Raw genomic sequence first — 18,988 nt, forward strand, 5'->3', positions numbered from 1 at the left:
AAGACTCAGAACATGATCCGAAACCCGGATCACGCAATGAAAGAGGGATGCAACAAATGCGTAAACTATTCGCAGCGGCAGCAGCCGTCGCTCTGGGCCTGACCGCCTCTTTGGGCGCACAGGCTGCTGACAAAACCAAAGTCGGCTTTGTCTATGTCGGTCCGGTCGGTGACATGGGCTGGTCCTACCAGCACGATCAGGGCCGTCAGGCTATCGAAAAGAAATTCGGCGACAAGGTTGAAACCACCTTCGTCGAAAGCGTATCCGAAGGCCCGGATGCCGAGCGCGTCATCGAAAAGCTGGCCCGCGCTGGCAACAACATCATCTTCACCACTTCCTTTGGCTACATGAACCCGACCCTCAAGGTCGCTGCCAAATATCCGGACGTGAAGTTCGAGCATGCCACCGGCTACAAACGTGCAGACAACGTCTCCACCTACGGCGCACGCTTCTATGAAGGCCGTTACATCCTCGGCCAGATTGCAGCCAAGATGACCAAGACCAAAACCATTGGTTACATCGGCGCAACCCCGATTCCTGAAGTCGTTCGCGGCATCAACTCCTTCATGCTCGGCGCGCAGTCCATCGACCCTGAACTCAAGGTCAAGATCATCTGGATCAACAGCTGGTTCGACCCGGGCAAGGAAGCAGACGCTGCCAAGGCTCTCATCGACCAGGGCGCTGACATCCTTGTTCAGCACACCGACTCCGCAGCTCCTTTGCAGGTTGCAGCAGAGCGCGGCGTATTGGGCTTTGGTCAGGCGTCCGACCAGATCAAGTTCGCTCCGAAAAACCAGCTGACTGCGATCGTCGACCACTGGGACGAATATTACATTTCCCGCGTACAGGCTGTCATGGATGGCACCTGGAAGTCTGAAGACACCTGGGGTGGCTTCGACAAGGAAATGGTTCACATGGCTGAGTTCACCAACATGCCGGAAGACGTAGCCAAGATGGCTGCAGAAACCGAAGCCAAGATCAAGTCTGGTGAATTGCATCCGTTCAAGGGCCCGATCTACAAGCAGGACGGCACGCTGGTTGTCAAAGAGGGTGAAACCCTTGACGACGGCACTCTGCTTGGCATGAACTGGTATGTCAAAGGCATCGACGGCAAAGTGCCGGAATGATAACGCCTTAGCCTGCAGAACCGGCTTGAATGTGTCTCCTCCGAACGATCGTTTCGGAGGAGATTTTTTTTGCTGAAAGGCCAGCGTTTCGCAGCAGCGTCGAAGCCCTCGCCAGAGAAAACCATGGGGAAGGCCCTTATACATTAGAACTAGTACATTACACTGGTACACTTGACTTATTGCAATTTCTGCCTAGTTGGAGCAAAATGTCTGTCGTTGATATTTAATCACCAGAAGTTTCCAGGGCAGCAATCCAGGAGCCGAATATTTGGGGGACCCGTTCTAAAGATTGTTGTCAATGAGGTCCAGCCAATCGGTCGGGCCTCATTTTTTTTGGGCTACCAAACCTCGCCAATCTCTTCACCGAGCACGTGCTATCTGCATCCCGTTGCGTCTTCGTAAGGCTACGGCCTGACGGCGCACCATTACTTCAATAAAACATCCGGCTACAGTCAGTAACTGCAACCGGATGCGTATCTTTGGATAGTTGACAAGCGGATGGCTGCGTCAGATCCGCTTTTCCGTTTCCGGATCGAAGACATTGGCCCGCTTCATGTCGATCGCGCAATTGAAGTGATCGCCGATCTCAACTTCGATGGTGTTGTTGATACGGGCGAGAACAGAATTGATCCCCCACTTGATGTGACAAAGCGTGTCTGCACCCGTTGGCTCGACTACGTCGACAACACCAGTCACCACTTCATGGCCGTCCTTCACCGGTTCCTCGGTGTAACTGATATTCTCGGGACGGATACCGATGATGGCTTCCTTGCCGACATAGGCTGACAGATCGGAATCGTAGCCCTTGAGCGACAGATCCAGGGTTGGGCCGGAGGCGTCTCTGGTCAGGGGTACATGGGCGATGATGTCATCGTCGGTCTTTTCCAGACGGCTCTTGAGAAAGTTCATCGGCGGCGACCCGACAAGGCTGGCGATGAACACATTGGCAGGCTTGTTGTAGATCTCGGCCGGGGTCGCATACTGCTGCACGATCCCGTCCTTGAGGATCGCGATCCGGTCGGCAAGTGTCATGGCCTCGATCTGATCGTGGGTTACATACACGATCGTTGCATTGAGCTCCTTGTGCAGGCGCTTGATTTCTGTCCGCATTTCAAGCCGCAACTTGGCGTCAAGGTTGGAGAGCGGTTCATCAAACAGGAAGATTTCCGGCCGTCGCACCAGTGCCCGCCCCATGGCCACACGCTGGCGCTGGCCGCCCGAAAGCTGCGCTGGCTTGCGATCCATCAGGTGATCAATCTGCAACATCGTGGCCACTTCAGAGACCAGCTTGTTGCGTTCTTCCTTGGGAATGCCGCGCATTTCCAGCCCGAAGGCTATGTTCTTCTCAACGGTCATGTTGGGATAGAGCGCGTAGGACTGGAAGACCATCGCAATATCGCGGTCTTTCGGATGAACATCGTTGACCACCCGATCTCCGATGAGGATTTCCCCTTCGGTGATGCTTTCAAGACCAGCAATCATGTTGAGCAGTGTGGATTTGCCACAGCCCGACGCGCCAAGCAGCACTAGGAATTCACCATCCTTCAGATCAAGAGACACATCCTTGATCACCTCGACCGCCCCAAAGCGCTTGACCGCATTTCTGATAGACAGGGATGCCATGCTGATTACTCCTTATCCTTTAACCGAGCCTGCGGTCAGGCCACGCACGAAATACCGACCGGCAACTATATAGACCAACAGCGTTGGCGCTGCCGTTATCAGGGCGGCAGCCATGTCTACGTTATACTGCTTGACCCCGGTGGTCGTATTGACAAGATTGTTGAGGGCGACCATCAGCGGCTGTGATCCCCCCGTGGTGAAGCTGACCCCGAACAGGAAATCGTTCCAGATCTGGGTGAACTGCCAGATCACGGCCACCACGATGATGGGAGGCGAGATCGGCAGCAGGATACGGAAGAAGATCGTGAAGAATCCCGCCCCGTCGATTGTCGCAGCCCGGATCAGTTCATCCGGGATGGTTACATAGTAGTTCCGGAAGAACAGGGTGGTGAAAGCCAACCCATAGACCGAATGCACCAGAATGAGGCCATAGACGGTGTTGGTCAGCCGCAGAATGCCAAGGGTTTGCGCCATCGGCAGGATGACCACCTGAAACGGCACGAAACAGCCGAACAGGATCAACGCAAAGATGATATTGCTGCCCCGGAAGCGCCATTTCGTCAGCGTGTAGCCAGTGAGGGCTCCCAGCATTGTCGAGAACAGAACCGCGGGAACCACCATCATCACGGAGTTCCAGAAATAGGGCTTGAGCCCCGAACACTGAACCCCAATGCAGGCTTCATTCCACGCATGGGTCCATGCGGTAAAATTCAGCTCGTGGGGCAGGGCCAGAAGCGAACCGCCGCGTATTTCCTCAAGATTCTTGAGCGAAGTACTGATCACTACATAGGCAGGCATCAGGAACCACAGGCAGAACAGCAACAGAATGGTCCAGATCAACAGCCGCCCGACCCAATGGAACGATGAGTTTTCGGGTCTTACGATATCCAGATTAGACATTTTTCGACCCCCGCAATTCCGAATAGAGATATGGCACCATGATCGCCACCACCGTGGCCAGCATGATGATGGCCGATGCCGCACCGACACCGATTTCATTGCGCCGGAAGGTCATTTCATACATGAAGTTCGCAGGCAGTGTCGAAGAGTAGCCCGGACCACCATTGGTCAGTGCCACGACAAGGTCGAAACTCTTGATCGCAAGATGCGAGAGGATGACGACAGCGCTCATGAACACTGGCCGCATGGAGGGCAGAATGATCCGCAGATAGATCTTCGCGGTCGATGCCCCGTCGAGACTGGCCGCCTTGATGATGTCCTGATCGACACTGCGCAGGGCAGACAGGAACAGCGCCATGACAAAGCCTGACGACTGCCAGACTGCTGCCATGACGAGCGCATAGACAGCCATGTTCTGGTCAACGATCCAGCCAAAGGAAAAGGATTCCCAGCCCCATGACCGCACCACGGTTTCAAGCCCGAGAGACGGGTTCATGATCCATTTCCAGGCCGTCCCCGTGATGACGAAGGAAATTGCCATCGGATAGAGATAGATGGTCCTGATCGCGCCTTCGATGCGTATGCGCTGGTCGAGCAGAATGGCGAGCAGAACCCCGATGATGATCGAGACGAGGATGAATGTTGCGCCAAAGATCAGAAGGTTGGTGAAGGCAACATTCCAGCGATCCATCTGGAACAGACGCTCATACTGGCGCAGACCAATGAGATCATAGTTGGGCAGCATCCTCGACTTCGAAAACGAGATATAGGCCGTCCAGATGATGAATCCATAGACAAACAGCAGAATTGCCAGAAAGCCGGGAGCGATAACAATCTTGGGCATCCAGCGTTCCAGCCTGTCCGCCATTCGCGCCGCAACACTAGCCATTTGGGCTCTCCTTTCTAGTTCAGAGGCCAGACCCCATTCCGTTTCCAAGCATTAGACAGGATTGGACAGCCCCTTTGGTCGGTTGAGCCGACCGCAACAAGCGGTCGGCTCCAGGCCAGAAAGCTGCTATTTGGCGAGATTGATCGCTTCAATCAGTTTCTTGGTTGCTTCTTCAGAGCTCATGTCAGAGTTGAAGTGAGCCGTAACCACGTCAAGGAAAGCACCACGAACGGCACCGGCCTGAGCGATTTCGTGGGCAACAGAGCCAACCAGCGTATTGTTCTTGGCAGCGGCCGTCATGTCTTCCATGGATTTGATGGCACAGGCATCAAACTTGTCCATGGGAACGTCCATGCGGGCAGGGATGGACCCCTTGTAAAGGTTGAAGGTTTCCTGGAATTCCTTGCCAAGAATAAGCTCTGCGAGCAGGGCTTGACCCTCTTTCTTGTCTTCGCCCTTCACATTGAACATGGCAAAGCTGTCGGAGTTCAGGATATAGCCGCCCTCAGATGGTGTTGGCGCGCAAATATAGTCAACGCCAGGTTTCTTGCCGGCAGCCGCAAATTCACCCTTTGCCCAGTCGCCCATGATCTGCATGGCCGCTTCACCGCGCATGACCATGGCGGTGGCAAGGTTCCAGTCGCGTCCAGGATAGTCCGGATCGACATAATCGCGCATCTTGCGCATCTGGTCGAAGACCTTGACCATGGTCGGAGAGCCAAGAGCTTCCTCATCAAGATCAACCATGGCCTTCTTGTAGAAGTCCACGCCGCCAATGCCGAGCACAACGGTTTCAAAAACGGTTGCGTCCTGCCATGGCTGCCCACCATAGGCCAAAGGCACGATGCCAGCTGCTTTCAGCTTGTCGGCGGTTGCGTTGAATTCATCCCAGGTCTTTGGCACTTCGGCACCAACCTTGGCCAGCACTTCCGGATTGGCCCAGATCCAGTCCACACGGTGGACGTTGACAGGAACGGCAACATAATGGCCGTCATACTTGACCACGTCCTTGATGGCCTGTGGCAGGATGTCATCCCATTTCTGGGCGGTAGCCACTTCGGTCAGATCACCAAGAGCACCGGCGGCTGCCCATTCGGCAATATTCGGCCCCTTGATCTGCACAGCGGCTGGTGGATCCCCCGCCAGAACACGCGAACGCAAAACGGCCGCCTGGGCATCCCCGCCGCCACCGGCGACCGGAGCATCGATCCATTTGCCGCCACGTTTCTCAAATGCCTGTTGCAATTCCTTGATGGCTTTGGCTTCGCCACCGGAAGTCCAGTAGTGCAGGACTTCGGCGACAGGTTCGGCCTGTGCGGCCAGAGGCATAGCGGCCAACGCTATTGCGCCCATCAGGGCGAGCTTCAAAGATTTCATTTTTTCCTCCCAAGATAAAATGAAAACAAATATGCAATATCATAGTAAAATGGAATCTCGGACGACAGCAGCAGGTTTTTGTAAGTTTTTGTATCAGAAAACATGATTGCAACCGTCGAATGTTACAAATTGTAACATTCTCGCTCTTGTTGAACAAAACGGATTATTCAAGAGTATAATAAGGGAGGAACAGGGGTGCAACGTATTCACATCATAGAAGATGATCCCGAGATTTCGTCTCTGTTGTCATCATATCTGGATGCGCGCAATTTTCAGTGCGTTGTGTCTGAATCCGCAGAAGTCGCCTACAGGCGTGGCAATGTTCTGTTCGATCTTCTGATCGTCGACCTGATGCTGCCCGGCGAGAGCGGCCTCGACTTCTGCAAGAAGGTTCGGGCAACCTCCCGAATTCCCATCATCATACTGTCGGCGGTCAAGGGCGATACCGAGCGAATCATCGGCCTTGAACTGGGTGCCGATGACTATATGGAAAAGCCGTTCAACCCGCGTGAGCTGCTGGCCCGCATCAACGCGCTGTTGCGGCGGACCGGCCCGGGCGAGCGGTCGGCGACGACGGGCAAGCTGACCTTTGACGGCTGGCTGCTCGATCTGACCAATGAGCAATTGCACGCACCAGGCAACCTTCTGGTGCCGCTCAGCACACGTGAATATGCCGTGTTGTCCATTCTGGTGCATGCCTCGCCCAATCCGGTTTCCCGCGATGAACTGGCCCAATTGCTCATCGGCCACGACATCGAACCGGGTGACCGGCGTATCGATATTCTCGTCAGTCGCCTGCGCAAGAAGATCACCGACGTCGACAGCAGGGCCCAGTTCATCCGAACCGTCCGCAATCAGGGTTACAAATTCTGTTCTGAAATAGAAACCTCAAGCGGGGCATCCCGAGACCTGAAATCCAATCTCTAGAAAGACCGCAAGACCATGTGGCAATTCATCCTGTCGATCTTCCCGCGCAGTCAGGCAGCCCGCATCGCGACCATGCTGTCCCTTGCCTTCGTTGCCGGGATCGGGACGACGTGGATCGTGATTGAGACCTATCTGGTTCGCCGAAACGAGATCACCATTGCCGAAATGACCGGCGGGCGTCTGTCCCAGATTATCGAGCAATGCATCGAAACCACCACATTTCAGGAAGATCCTTGCAACGGCGACGAACAACCCTACAGCTTTCACATGCTCGACGGTTTCCCGAAGGAAACAGACAGCTATGTGTCGCCACTGATCCTGACGCTTAACAAAAAGCGGATTCGGGCCGCAGTGCGGTTCGCGGCTACCCCACCACTGCCGGGGCTTTTGAGCGCAAAGCGGCATAGCACCGACCTGCAGGAAGACAGCATCTACAACCCGACCCTCCTGAGCCAGGGGGGAGACCAGTTCCCCAATGCCTCCATTCCAGCCGCCGTGCGCATGGCGTCGCTGTCTCAGGCCATCGCCCGGCAGGATATCGATGCGACGCTCTATATCTTTGGTGAGAATGATCAGGTCATGGCAATCAGCTCGCCCAGACTATGGCGGGTGCGCGTTTCCGAAACGCAAGGGGCCTTCATGACGCTGTTTCTCGCAGTCCTCATTCTCTCGGTCAGTTTCCCTTTTTCCAACACGCTGATGGCCCCGTTCAGGAAACTTGGTGATGGCACCAAATTCACCCGCAAGTCTCTAGGGCGCTTTACGCCCACAGAGGCATTGGCCATCCAGGACAACATGCGGGAACTGGTCAAACGGTTCGATCGGGACAGGGAACGTCAGCTTCTGGGCCTCGCCGCGATCTCCCATGACCTGCGCACACCGGTTACCCGCATGCTGCTGCGCACCGAGATGATCAAGGAAGATGACATCAGAGACCGCTTTGCCAACGATCTTGAATCCATCCATGATCTGGTGGAGGGCGCTCTCGATTTCCTCTCCCTGCACAAGAACAACGAGGAGAGACACCGCTTCTCGCTGAGCTCGCTCATCACCAGCCTCTGCGACGACTATCAGGACATGGAGCTCAATGTAACCTTTGACACGACACAGCCAATAGAGATCGAAGGCGTGGCGTCGGTGTTCAGTGTCGCCGCATCAGTGGAGCTCTCAACCCTCACACAGGGCTTCATGATCGGCCGCCCCAAGCAGCTGCGCCGGGCCCTGTCCAACATCATCGACAATGCCCTCAAATATGGGTGCTATGCCAAGGTGTCCCTCGGTTATGATGGCAGCGAACGGACAGTCATCACCATTGTCGATGGTGGCCCGGGCATTCCGAGCGACCAGATCGAGAAGGTCTTTCTGCCCTTTGAGAGGGGCCATGAAGGGCACAAGACCAAAGGGGTTGGGCTTGGTCTGAGCATTGCCAACGAAATCATCCGCAATCACAAGGGCGAGATGACCCTGAGCAACAGCAATGAAGGCCTGAAGGTGGAAATCACCCTTCCGCGCGACATCTTCACCAACTAGACCGCGCGCAAATGGCGCGCCCCTGGCGCGATTGGCGAGAATTGCACAGAGTTCCACCAATTTAGTAGCATTGACAGGTGCGCTAGAGAGCCTCTCTTGCCTGCTGACGCTTTGTCTAATCACGTAGATCCTCAAATACTGCGAGCATATTCAAGGCGTTACAAACAGAGATTTCAATATTTCTCATGCGCGTCCAAAATCCACTGAAATCAGCCAATGAAATCGAATACACTTTTTCGTTTGAAATCGATTTCACAAGCCAGCAAACTGCTTCCATCATTTGTGACAAGGGAGGAAGCAGATGAAGTTGAAGAACGCACTTCTGGGAATGGCCGTCATGGCTCTGGCTATTCCGGCAGCGCAGGCTGAAGAGTTTACCATCGGTCTTTCAAATGGTTGGGTCGGCTCCGAATGGCGCACCCAGATGATCGAGGAAGCTCAGGCAGCTGCTGAAAAATGGAAAGAAAAGGGCGTAGACGTCAAAGTCGTGGTGCAGAGCGCCAATGTCGACGTTCCCGGCCAGATCGCACACGTCCGCAATTTCATCAATCAGGGCGTCAACGCCATCATCATCAACCCGAACAGCCCGACGGCCTTTGACCCGGTCTTCTCACAAGCCAAGGAAGACGGCATTCTCGTCATCTCCACGGATGCGGAAGTCTCGTCTCAGGACGCCCTCTATGTGGGCATCGACCAGACCAACTGGGCAGCCCTCAGCGCCAAGTGGCTCGCCGAAACCCTGAAGGGCAAGGGGCAGGTCGTCGCGATCAATGGCGTGGCCGGTCATCCTGCCAATGAAATGCGCATTGCAGGTTATACCAGCGTGTTCAATCAGTATCCCGACATCAAGGTCGTCAACGAAGTCAACGCCAACTGGGATCAGGCTCAGGGCCAACAGGCCATGCAGAACCTTCTGGCAACCTATCCCGACATTGACGGCGTCTGGGTTCAGGACGGCATGGCAGCCGGTGCATGGCGCTCGCTGATGGATGCTGGCAAGGCCGGGCAGGTAGCCGCAACAGGTGAAATCCGCAAGGACTTCATCGATCTGTGGGTCAAGAACGACTTCAACTCCGGTGCATCCGTGAACCCTCCCGGGGTCATGGCCAGCGCGCTCAACGTTGCCGTCTTCATGCTGCAGGGGCGTGAACTGAAGGAACCGGCCGCTGCGGGGCAATACAAGAACGCCTTGTATCTGCCAATCCCGTTCATCAACGGCGACAACGTCGCAACCGTTGCCAAGGAACTGGAAGGCAAACCCGGTTTCTATTCCTACACCAGCTCCCTGAGCATCGACGAAGCTGAAGCATACTTCAAATAATCCCGATGACCATGATGCCGCTGACCTCTAGGCCAGCGGCAAGCATCGACAGACGATAACGAAGGTGCAGGCAAGATGAGTCGATTGAAGCTGCAGCAGATTTGCAAATATTACGACGCAACGACTGCTTTGGCCTCTGGGGATCTGCTGCTGGAAAGCGGCGAAATCCACGTTTTGATCGGAGCCAACGGCTCCGGCAAGAGCACATTATGCAAGGTCGTTGCCGGCAGTGTGCGCCCGGATGGCGGGCTGTTCGAACTGAACGGAAAACCCGTCACGCTGTTCGGGCCCAAGGCGGCTAGAGACATGGGGATCTGCCTGTTCTATCAGGAACTCAGCCTGGCCAACAGCCTGTCCGTCGCCCAGAATATCAATCTCTATCACCTGCCGACCCATGCAGGCGGCCTTGTTGATGAGGCCGAACTCGCTAGACGGGCCGAGCATTACATCGACAAGTTCAGGAAGGTAGTCGGAGAGAATTTTTCCGCTGACACCCCGGTTACAAAGCTGCGCCCCGACCAGAAGCAGTTGGTCGAGATCATGAAGACGCTGGCCAGCGAAGCCGAAATCCTGATTTTTGACGAACCGACCTCGGCGCTCGACCGGTCGCAGGTCGACTGCTTTTTCTCCATCCTGCGAGAGCTTAAGGAGGAGGGGCGTTCAATCATCTTCATTTCCCATCGCATGGACGAGATTTTCGACATCGCAGACCGCATCACGGTAATCCGCGATGGCACCACAGTCTCCTCGCGCCCGATCAATGAGACCGATCAGGCAACCATCATCCGTGACATGATCGGCGAACAGCACGAAACGGCAGCGCAAATCAGCGTATCCCCCCATGACCAGATGGCAAATGCGGAAATCTGCCTCAAGGCAGAAGCCCTTGGCGGCACCCAGCTCCGCAATGTCGGCTTTTCCCTCGCAAGAGGCGAGATTCTCGGCCTTGGTGGTTTGCACGGGCAGGGGCAGTCAACACTGCTTCGCACCCTGTTTGGCGCAAAGAGGCTGACAACAGGCACGCTGGAGCTGAACGGCAGACTTGTGCACCCGGCCAGTCCGAGAGCTGCCATCAAGCTGGGCTTTTCCTATGTGTCCGGCGATCGGGTGCGTGATGGCGTCATCACCGGGCGCTCGATCATGGAAAATGTCTCGCCCATCCATTTTCTCAAGGACCGCAAGTTTCTGGCCTTTCCAAGCGTGCTTTCGCGCGTCATTGAACCGGCCCTTGCCTCGCTCAACACCAAATACACAAGCCTTGGCGCTTCCATCAGTTCGCTTTCAGGGGGCAACCAGCAGAAGGTGGTGATTGCCCGCTGGCTGACCAATCCGCCCGATATCCTGCTGCTCGACGACCCCACCAAGGGCATCGACCTCAGTGCCAAGAGCGAGCTTTTCGCGCTGGTCCGCAAGCTCGCCGACGAAGGCATGGCCATCATCCTCTATTCCTCGGAAGACAGCGAGCTGCTGGCCCACTCGGACCGCATTCTGGTCTTCAACAACGGCTCGGTTTCTCGCGAGCTGGTGGGCGAAGACAAGACCCGCTTCAATCTCTATCAGGCAGCATATTCGGGGGCAAAATGACAGAAGCACACGCATTGAAAACCCGCATGGCAACGCTCTTTAGGCGCTTTCCGTTTCTTCCAGCGCTGGGCATGCTGCTGCTGCTGTTCGTGCTCAACGGCATTGCCGAACCAAACAGCATGACCGTTCGGGCGCTCAAGGGTGTCGCCAGCACCTATCTCGCCCTTGTCTTCCTGTCAGTCGGCCAGACCTTCGTGGTCTACACAGGTGATATCGACCTGTCCGTCGGCGCAATCCTGTCGCTGGTCAATGTGTCCATAGTGGTCATCATGAGCCAGCTTGGCGGCGAACCCTATGTCGTTCTGCTGGCCCTTCTGGTGGGTATCCTCATCGGTGCGCTATGCGGGCTGGTCAACGGTTTCGTGGTGTCCGGCCTCCGGATGCAGGCCATTGTGGCAACCTTTGCCACCAGCATCCTGCTCTCGGGCATCGCCCTGTGGGTTCTCCCTGTTGCGGGCCTGCCAGCCCCGAGCCTGTTCTGGAAGGTCTATGGCGGTCGCAGCTATGGCATTCCGAATGTCTTCTTTTTTGCCGTCGTCCTCATCGCCATCCTTGCCGTGCTGGCCAAGACGAGCATGGTGACCAAGCTGCTCGCCGTCGGCAATGGCCAGCTGTCCGCCTATCAGTCCGGCCTGTCGGTCACCCGCATCCGGATCTATGGCTATGTGATTTGCGGCGTATTCGCAGCGCTTGCAGCCTTCTGCATTACCGGTGACACGGCCAGCGGCGACCCGTTGGTCGGCGGCGCCATGACCCTGTCCAGTGTCGCCGCCGTCGTCCTTGGCGGCACGGCGCTCTCGGGCGGTATCGGATCAGCCTTCGGATCCGCCATCGGCGCCATCATCATCGGCCTCATCAGTTCGCTGGTCTTCTATGCCGGTATCCCGTCCGAATGGCAGAATCTGGCGCAGGGTGCGACGATCCTTGTGGTTCTGATGCTCGGAGTGCTGGCCTCGCGGAGGATCAACCAATGACCATCATGCAGCCGACCAACCCGCAGGATAGCCGGTCCTCGATCATTGTCTATTTCAAGAATCCGCTGCTTGTGGCGTTCATTCTCATCGTCCTGTTGCTGATTGCAGGTGAAACACTGTCACCCGGCTTTGCTTCGATGGAGCAGATCCTTCGCCTGCTCATCGTGGCAGCCTTGCTGGGCATAGTCGCCGCCGGGCAAAATCTGGTTATTCTGGGGGGACGCGAGGGGATCGACCTCTCTGTCGGAGGGGTCGTATCCCTGAGCGCCGTGCTCGCGGGCAATGTGATGGATGGCAACAATGCCAACATCATTGCTGCAATCCTCGTCTGTCTGGCCGCAGGCGGGCTGGTCGGACTCATCAACGGTGTCGGCGTTACCATCTTCGGCATCCCGCCGCTGGTCATGACGCTGGGCATGCTTGGTGTGTTGCAGGGGCTTCTGGTCGTCATCCGTCAGGGCATTCCGTCCGGCCTTGCCGCTCCGGCGCTGGCCAATTTCGTCTCAAAACCCTTCCTGTTGAACCTGCCGGGCATCCTATGGCTCTGGATCGCCGTGGGGTTGCTGATGGCCTTCCTGCTGATGCGAACCTCGCTCGGCTATAAGATCTACGCCATCGGCTCGAATGAAAACGCCGCCTATATGGCCGGTGTACCCGTCAAGCGGGTTCGCGTCATGCTGTTCGCGCTGTCGAGCATGTTCGCCGCTCTGGCTGGCATCTGCATTCTGGGCTATGCGGGGACGTCCTTTGCCAATGTTGGCGACAGCTACATGTTGTCCTCGATCATCGCCGTGGTGCTCGGCGGCACGCCGCTATCCGGCGGCAAGGGCGGCTACACCGGCACCATGGCGGGAGCCTTCCTGCTGATCCTCATGCAGAGCATCCTGACCACGCTCAGCATCGGCGAATCCGGCCGGCAGGTGGTGTTTGGCATCACTCTGCTGTTCCTGCTGCTATTCTATGGTCGCAGCAAGGCCTTGCGGGGTTAGAATAACGGGGCAATTGGAACAAGGTGCGAGCATAAAACAGGGAGCGTGAAAGAAGGCAACAGGTGAACAAGCGAGCAAAAATCAAGGATATTGCCCTCAAGGCCGGTGTTTCGCCGACCACCGTCTCGCGCGCCCTCAGCGGGTCCGGTCTGGTGGCGGAGCCAACCCTCAGCCATGTCCGGGAGATCGCCCAGACCATGCGCTATCGGCCCAACATCAGCGCCCGCAACCTTCGAACCCAGAAAACCATGTCCATCCTCGTCGTCGTCCGCGACATCGGCAACCCGTTCTATCTCGACATCTTCAAGGGAGCGGAAAGCATCGCTCATGACGCGGGCTATTCTTTGCTGATGGCCAACACCGAAGACGATCCCAATCGCGAGGCCGATTATTTCGACATGCTCAACCACGGCCACGCAGACGGCATGATCCTGATGACCGGCAAGATGCCGGTTGATTGCGATCTGCCAGTTGACATTGCCCAGAAAGTGGTCGTTGCCCTTGAAATGATCGACGGCGTCGATCTGACCCATGTCGTGATCGACAATGAATATGCCTCCATCGAGGCGATTGACCATCTGGTAGCGCTTGGCCATCGCAAGATCGCCTATATCGCAGGGCCGATCCCGGAGGGGATGAGCGTCCGGCGGCTGGCCGGGTTCCGCCACGCCATGAAGGCCTCCGGTCTTTCTCTGCCCGAGGCCTATGTCCAGCAGGGCGACTTTAGCTATCGGAGCGGCGAGATGGCCACCAACAGGCTGCTCGATCTGCCAGACCGCCCAACCGCGATTTATACCGCCAATGATGAAATGGCCTTTGGCGCCATCAGGGCCGCCAAGAACAAGGGGCTGGTCGTCCCTGATGATCTGTCCATTTTTGGCTTCGACGACACCTATCTGGCAGAAGCCTTCGTTCCGGCGCTGACCACCGTCCGCCAACCCTGTCTCGAGATTGGCCGACGCGCCATGACCCGCCTTCTGGCCCATCTTTCCGGCGACAAGCCGCAAACCGACAGCATCGTCGTGCCGACAGAAATCGTGGTCAGGGAAACGACTGCACCACCAAAGCATTTCGTGGAATAGCCAACAGACCAAAACCAGAAACTGCACATAAACGGACGCATGCCCGGAGCACCTGATGGAACGTGTGGGCCTGCATCAAGAAAGCAAGGTCATGAACCTTGTGAGTGGGAGGAGTACCATGACACACCCTAAAGAAACCCTGAATGTCGGCCTTGTCGGCTCCGGCTTCATCGCCGAGTTTCATCTCAAGTCAATGCTCGGCGTGCGCAATGTCCGCATATCGGGCGTGTTCAGTCGCACACAGGCCCATCGCCAGCATATCGTCAATGTAGCCACCAAACTCGGCCTCGGGCCATGCCAGTCGTTTGCCTCGCTCGATGCCATGCTGGAAGACGACAGCATCGACGCCGTCTGGATCCTTTCGCCCAACTACACGCGCCTTGACATCATGCGACAGATCCACGCTGCGGTAACAGAAAACCGCAGCAAGGTGTTTGCCGTCGCTTGCGAGAAGCCGCTGGCCCGGACCATATCCGAAGCCCGCGAAATGTTGCGGCTGGCCGAAGACGCCAAACTCAACCACGGCTATCTGGAAAATCAGGTCTTCTGTACGCCGGTCTTGCGTGGCAAGGAGATCATCTGGCGGCGGGCCGCCGCCAATGCTGGTCGGCCCTATCTGGCCCGCGCAGCAGAAGAACATTCAGGCCCCCATGCCGCATGGTTCTGGCAGGGAGACAAGCAGGGCGGCGGTGTCCTCAACGACATGATGTGCCACAGCGTCGAAGTGGCGCGCCACCTGCTGACGGATCCGGCAAAGCCGCGCAGCTCTCTGCGGATCAAATCGGTCAACGGCACGGTGGCCAATCTCAAATGGACCTTGCCGAAATATGCCCAGCAACTGTCCGACCGTTATGGCTCTGACGTCGACTACCGCAACCGTCCATCAGAAGACTTCGCCCGCGCCACCATCGCGCTGGAAGACGACGAGGGCAAGGAACTGATGATCGAGGCAACCACCTCCTGGGCCTATGTCGGGGCAGGGCTGCGCATTCAGCTCGAACTGCTTGGACCGGAATATTCCATGGAGTTCAATTCGCTTGCTACCGGCCTCAAGATTTTCATGTCCCGCGAGATTGCTGGGGCCGAGGGCGAGGATCTGGTCGAAAAGCAGAATGCGGAGCAGGGGCTGATGCCCGTGCTGGAAGACGAGGCTGGCATCTACGGCTACACCGACGAGAACCGCCACATGGTGGAATGCTTCCGCAAGGGGGAAACCCCGTCCGAAACATTCGAGGATGGCCTTGCCGTGGTTCAGATGCTGATGGGCCTTTACTATTCGGCGGAAGTCGGCCGAACGGTGTCGTTCCCGGCAGATGACCTTGAAGACTATGTTCCTGTTGTCGCGCGCGTCGGCGCCAGTTGAGCCGCTCCCTTTGAGCAAAGGAAAAGCCGGATCCCTTGAGGTCCGGCTTTTTGAGTTCAACAGGCTTGGGAACAGCCGAAACAATCAGTGAACATCCTTGTCGCAGGCAGCCGCAACGCCAAACAACGGCCCCACGGCGACCTGTCTGAGACGATCTCCATCCCGGACGACAAACAGGGCGTTGATCCCCTTGGCGCGCGCAACATGCACGCCCGCATCATGTCCCATCACCATCAGCGCCGTTGCCCAGGCATCGGCCGTCATGCAGCGTTCGGCGATGACACTGACCGAAGCCACGTCATTCTGCAACGGGCCACCGCGGCGGGGATCCATCGTGTGGCTGAAGGTCTGATTGCCAACCTTCACCCATTGGCGATAGTCGCCACTGGTGGCAATGGCGCAATCGCTTAGCTGCAACATGCCCAGAGCCGCGCGCGTGGTGTAATCAGGTTTTTCCAGAGCCACCGACCATGGCAGATCACCGGCCTTTGCACCCATCGCGCGCATCTCGCCGTCAATCCCGACAAGCCCGTTCTCGATCCCGAAATCGGCGAGCACATCTGCCATGGCATCGACGCCATAGCCCTTGGCGATGCCACTAAGATCAAGCTTCACGGCCACCGACTTGCGGACAGCCAGACGGTCGGGGTCCAGCTCGATAAGGTCGCAGCTCTTGGGACGGCCGCGCCCCAATTGCTGGCGGATCGCGAGCGGGTCGGGCTCCCTCGAGGGTGCACCAAATCCCCACGCATCCACCATATCGCCGACAGCGGGGTCGAACAGCCCGCTGGAGGCGCGGTTGATCACCATGGCTTCCGTCAGCACCGTGAACAGCTCACGCGGCACAGGAGTCCATTGTCCCGGCTCGGCCCGATTGAGCCGCATGAGGTCGGAGGCAGGATTCCAGGTCGACATTTGCCGGTCCACCCGGTTCACCGCCTCGAACAGGGCCTGATCAAGGCCTTTCGGCTTCTCGCTCTCCTCACTCATGATGATTGCACTGTAGCGCGTGCCCATGGTGGGGCCATTGAAGACATGGCGATGAAGACCGGGGCCAACCGGTTCGGCCTTTGGCATATCAAAAGACATCTTCAACATAACGACCCTCCTTCTTGAGGTCAGCGAGGTCCATGCCGGAGGACTTGAGGACGTCCATGAAGGCCTCCTCGATCCCCTTGGCCATCTCCCGACCGCCACAGATCATGATCTGGGCACCATCACGGACGAGGGCCGAGAGTTCTGCAGCATCCTGACGGATGCGATCCTGCACATAGAGCCGCTGGTGGGTTCGGGAAAAGGCAAGCTTGACCGAATGAACAAACCCCGTCTTGTGCCAGTCTCCGAGCTCCTTGTGATAAAGGAAGTCCGATTGCGGATGGCGAGCGCCGAAATAGAGCCGCATCTGCCGTTTACTGTGGTTGTTGCGGACAAATCCGATCAGTGGACCAATACCGGCTCCGGCCCCAATGAGAATGACCGGTGTGCCGGACTTCTTGAGCTGGAAGCCCGGGTTGGCCTGAAAGGCAGCCTTGATGCTGTCTCCGGGCTGAAGGCCATGCAGATACCCCGAACAAAGACCACCAGGCACATTGCGGACGCAAATCTCGACAAAGCCATTCTTGCGGGCCGAAGCCAGGGAATAGTAGCGCGGCACGCTGTCACCCTCTGGCGTAATGCTGAGCAGGTCACCCGGCTCAAAGGAAGGCAAGCCCTTGCCAAACAGACGGGCAACCCACGAGCGATTGTTGTCGGCCAGCTTGAAGCGGAAGACCGTGGTCGGCGCCTGAACCTCGTGACCATAGTCTTTGCGAGACACCAACGTTAGTTGATGCTGCTCCACACGGGAGACCACAGGGGCCAGCTCCAGCACGAACCCCAACCGTCTGGACAGTGCCTCACTCCAGCGGGCGAACTCCTGCGCGGACTGGCGATTGATCGCAGCAAACGGCATGACCTGTGGCCATCCATCCTCGGCGAACTGACGGGTCACATCCTGTGCATACTGGCAATAATTCGGGAACTGGCGATCACCAAACCCAAGCACGGCAACCGGTATCTTTTGCGCCCCGGCATATTTGCCGAGCTTTGCCAGAAAGCCCTTGGCAGAACGCGGGGCCTCACCATCGCCATAGGTGGCGGTGAGGACAAACATCAGCCTGGCTTGCGGATAGTCCCCGGCAAAGGCATTCATCTCGCTGGTGTGAACACGCAACCCCGCCTTGACAAGACCGTCATGCAGGCTGCGAGCAAACCCCCATGTGCTGTTGCCTTCACTCCCCACGAGGATAACAGCATCCGCATCACGGGTCTTTGAGTTGCCTGCAATCTTGATCTTGCTTTGACGTTTGCGCCACCAGATGAGACCACCGGTCACTCCCATCAGCGGCACACCGAGGGAGGCAACACCGAGCAGCAGGGCAAGCGGAGCCAGTCCTTCACCGGTATGCAGCATATAGATGAACTCATAGATCTGTTTGGCACGGCCATTGGGCGTGTAGTTCAACAGCGCACCGGTAGCCTGATCCACATAGCCCATGCCATCAGCCGTCGTCAGGGTGAAGGCATCCTTGGTGTCTCCCTCATAGGGGAAGGAAAGCTCCCGCAATTGCGAGACGGGTGTTTCGCGCAAGCCTTCAAGGGAAATGATCTGCGCAGGCGTCCCGCCGTTGACTGTCGGGAATGCAGCATCTGCACCGGAACCATCCGGAGCCAGCCCGAAAGTAGCCGCCGTCATGTAGATCCCGGTGAGCGCACTGAGAGACAGCCCGGCAACGGCAATACGCGCGACTTCCAGATGCAGCCGCTGGGAGAGGGTGCCACGCACCGGCCCGAACAGCTGTTTCCAGCTTCCCATACGCCGCTTGAGCATGATGAGACCTGACACACAGATAAGCCCCATCACCACAGCCCCAAACCCTGTGGTCATGCGCCCGCCATCACCCAGAAACAGTGACCGATGCAGATCGGTCAGCCAGATCTGGGTTTGCGACGACTGATATGGACCAAGGTCCGCACCTGTAGACGGGTCGAACAGCTCGGCACCGGAAACACCATTCTCATAGTAATAGGCGATAACCTGGCCAGAAGCGCGCCGGACAATCTGCGATGTGCCCGGATGGGCTTCCTTGACCACATCGGCCAGTTCGGCAACAGACAGGGTCTCTGAGCTTTCCAGAGGCTGGCTGCTTCGCTCAAGAACGGGATAGATGGACAGGGCCGCCCCGCTCAGGCTCAAAACGAGAACAAGCGGCAGAAGAATGAGACCGGTGAATTTATGAATAAGCTGCTGCATGGCAGGAAAT

15 protein-coding genes are annotated in these 18,988 nt (G+C 57.1%); 9 read left to right on the plus strand and 6 right to left on the minus strand.

Annotated features, from left to right (window positions below; genetic code table 11):
* Window positions 1–56 precede the first annotated feature (56 nt).
* Window positions 57–1,127 (plus strand): BMP family ABC transporter substrate-binding protein, encoded by a 1,071-nt coding sequence (locus tag DSL70_RS07925; RefSeq protein WP_119307393.1) that lies wholly within the window; start codon window positions 57–59, stop codon window positions 1,125–1,127.
* 507 nt (window positions 1,128–1,634) lie between these two features.
* Here DSL70_RS07925 and DSL70_RS07930 read toward each other — a convergent pair.
* The 4 genes from DSL70_RS07930 to DSL70_RS07945 all read right to left on the minus strand — a co-directional run bounded on the left by DSL70_RS07930 (window position 1,635) and on the right by DSL70_RS07945 (window position 5,916).
* Window positions 1,635–2,750 carry an ABC transporter ATP-binding protein gene (locus DSL70_RS07930; protein WP_119307394.1) on the minus strand — a complete coding sequence of 372 codons (1,116 nt, stop codon included), beginning with the start codon at window positions 2,748–2,750 and terminating at the stop codon, window positions 1,635–1,637.
* A gap of 12 nt (window positions 2,751–2,762) precedes the next feature.
* Complete coding sequence (locus DSL70_RS07935) at window positions 2,763–3,650, minus strand: carbohydrate ABC transporter permease (RefSeq protein WP_119307395.1); 888 nt, start codon at window positions 3,648–3,650, stop codon at window positions 2,763–2,765.
* On the minus strand, window positions 3,643–4,539 hold the full coding sequence (locus tag DSL70_RS07940; RefSeq protein ID WP_205563201.1) for a carbohydrate ABC transporter permease: 897 nt from the start codon (window positions 4,537–4,539) through the stop codon (window positions 3,643–3,645). Before DSL70_RS07940 ends, DSL70_RS07935 begins: the two co-directional genes overlap by 8 nt.
* A 126-nt stretch (window positions 4,540–4,665) precedes the next feature.
* Complete coding sequence (locus DSL70_RS07945; protein ID WP_119307397.1) at window positions 4,666–5,916, minus strand: ABC transporter substrate-binding protein; 1,251 nt, start codon at window positions 5,914–5,916, stop codon at window positions 4,666–4,668.
* 195 nt (window positions 5,917–6,111) lie between these two features.
* On the opposite strand from DSL70_RS07945, the gene DSL70_RS07950 reads away from it, so the two are divergent.
* From DSL70_RS07950 to DSL70_RS07985, 8 genes are all read left to right on the plus strand, one after another.
* Window positions 6,112–6,843, plus strand: a complete 732-nt coding sequence (locus tag DSL70_RS07950; RefSeq protein ID WP_119307398.1) for a response regulator — start codon at window positions 6,112–6,114, stop codon at window positions 6,841–6,843.
* Between the two features lie 15 nt (window positions 6,844–6,858).
* Window positions 6,859–8,373, plus strand: coding sequence for a sensor histidine kinase (locus DSL70_RS07955; RefSeq protein ID WP_119307399.1), 1,515 nt, complete (start codon window positions 6,859–6,861; stop codon window positions 8,371–8,373).
* Between the two features lie 301 nt (window positions 8,374–8,674).
* On the plus strand, window positions 8,675–9,694 hold the full coding sequence (locus DSL70_RS07960; protein WP_119307400.1) for an ABC transporter substrate-binding protein: 1,020 nt from the start codon (window positions 8,675–8,677) through the stop codon (window positions 9,692–9,694).
* Between the two features lie 75 nt (window positions 9,695–9,769).
* Window positions 9,770–11,278 (plus strand): sugar ABC transporter ATP-binding protein, encoded by a 1,509-nt coding sequence (locus tag DSL70_RS07965; RefSeq protein ID WP_119307401.1) that lies wholly within the window; start codon window positions 9,770–9,772, stop codon window positions 11,276–11,278.
* Window positions 11,275–12,252, plus strand: coding sequence for an ABC transporter permease (locus tag DSL70_RS07970; RefSeq protein ID WP_119307402.1), 978 nt, complete (start codon window positions 11,275–11,277; stop codon window positions 12,250–12,252). Before DSL70_RS07965 ends, DSL70_RS07970 begins: the two co-directional genes overlap by 4 nt.
* 5 nt (window positions 12,253–12,257) lie before the next feature.
* On the plus strand, window positions 12,258–13,241 hold the full coding sequence (locus tag DSL70_RS07975) for an ABC transporter permease (protein WP_119307862.1): 984 nt from the start codon (window positions 12,258–12,260) through the stop codon (window positions 13,239–13,241).
* 62 nt (window positions 13,242–13,303) lie between these two features.
* A complete protein-coding gene (locus DSL70_RS07980) occupies window positions 13,304–14,323 on the plus strand; it encodes a substrate-binding domain-containing protein (RefSeq protein ID WP_119307403.1) in 1,020 nt (339 codons plus the stop codon).
* 118 nt (window positions 14,324–14,441) lie between these two features.
* Window positions 14,442–15,686, plus strand: coding sequence for a Gfo/Idh/MocA family protein (locus DSL70_RS07985; RefSeq protein ID WP_119307863.1), 1,245 nt, complete (start codon window positions 14,442–14,444; stop codon window positions 15,684–15,686).
* A gap of 84 nt (window positions 15,687–15,770) precedes the next feature.
* Here the strand turns inward: DSL70_RS07985 and DSL70_RS07990 are convergent, their stop codons facing one another.
* Both DSL70_RS07990 and DSL70_RS07995 read right to left on the minus strand, forming a co-directional pair.
* Window positions 15,771–16,784, minus strand: coding sequence for an FAD:protein FMN transferase (locus tag DSL70_RS07990; protein WP_425359346.1), 1,014 nt, complete (start codon window positions 16,782–16,784; stop codon window positions 15,771–15,773).
* The gene (locus DSL70_RS07995; protein ID WP_119307404.1) at window positions 16,765–18,978 is read right to left on the minus strand and encodes a PepSY domain-containing protein; all 2,214 of its coding nucleotides are present in this window, start codon (window positions 18,976–18,978) and stop codon (window positions 16,765–16,767) included. The genes DSL70_RS07990 and DSL70_RS07995 overlap by 20 nt, the downstream gene beginning before the upstream one ends.
* Window positions 18,979–18,988: the final 10 nt, after the last annotated feature.

Source organism: Cohaesibacter haloalkalitolerans (assembly GCF_003574655.1).
Classification (GTDB): domain Bacteria; phylum Pseudomonadota; class Alphaproteobacteria; order Rhizobiales; family Cohaesibacteraceae; genus Cohaesibacter; species Cohaesibacter haloalkalitolerans.

Excerpts from the sequence above, each read along its gene's own strand:
- DSL70_RS07935 (WP_119307395.1), bottom strand. The coding sequence starts at position 3,650 with ATGTCTAATCTGGATATCGTAAGACCCGAAAACTCATCGTTCCATTGG.
- DSL70_RS07930 (WP_119307394.1), bottom strand. The coding sequence starts at position 2,750 with ATGGCATCCCTGTCTATCAGAAATGCGGTCAAGCGCTTTGGGGCGGTC.
- DSL70_RS07970 (WP_119307402.1), top strand. The coding sequence starts at position 11,275 with ATGACAGAAGCACACGCATTGAAAACCCGCATGGCAACGCTCTTTAGG.
- DSL70_RS07985 (WP_119307863.1), top strand. The coding sequence starts at position 14,442 with ATGACACACCCTAAAGAAACCCTGAATGTCGGCCTTGTCGGCTCCGGC.
- DSL70_RS07990 (WP_425359346.1), bottom strand. The coding sequence starts at position 16,784 with ATGTTGAAGATGTCTTTTGATATGCCAAAGGCCGAACCGGTTGGCCCC.
- DSL70_RS07925 (WP_119307393.1), top strand. The coding sequence starts at position 57 with ATGCGTAAACTATTCGCAGCGGCAGCAGCCGTCGCTCTGGGCCTGACC.
- DSL70_RS07965 (WP_119307401.1), top strand. The coding sequence starts at position 9,770 with ATGAGTCGATTGAAGCTGCAGCAGATTTGCAAATATTACGACGCAACG.
- DSL70_RS07955 (WP_119307399.1), top strand. The coding sequence starts at position 6,859 with ATGTGGCAATTCATCCTGTCGATCTTCCCGCGCAGTCAGGCAGCCCGC.
- DSL70_RS07975 (WP_119307862.1), top strand. The coding sequence starts at position 12,258 with ATGCAGCCGACCAACCCGCAGGATAGCCGGTCCTCGATCATTGTCTAT.
- DSL70_RS07940 (WP_205563201.1), bottom strand. The coding sequence starts at position 4,539 with ATGGCTAGTGTTGCGGCGCGAATGGCGGACAGGCTGGAACGCTGGATG.
- DSL70_RS07960 (WP_119307400.1), top strand. The coding sequence starts at position 8,675 with ATGAAGTTGAAGAACGCACTTCTGGGAATGGCCGTCATGGCTCTGGCT.
- DSL70_RS07945 (WP_119307397.1), bottom strand. The coding sequence starts at position 5,916 with ATGAAATCTTTGAAGCTCGCCCTGATGGGCGCAATAGCGTTGGCCGCT.
- DSL70_RS07995 (WP_119307404.1), bottom strand. The coding sequence starts at position 18,978 with ATGCAGCAGCTTATTCATAAATTCACCGGTCTCATTCTTCTGCCGCTT.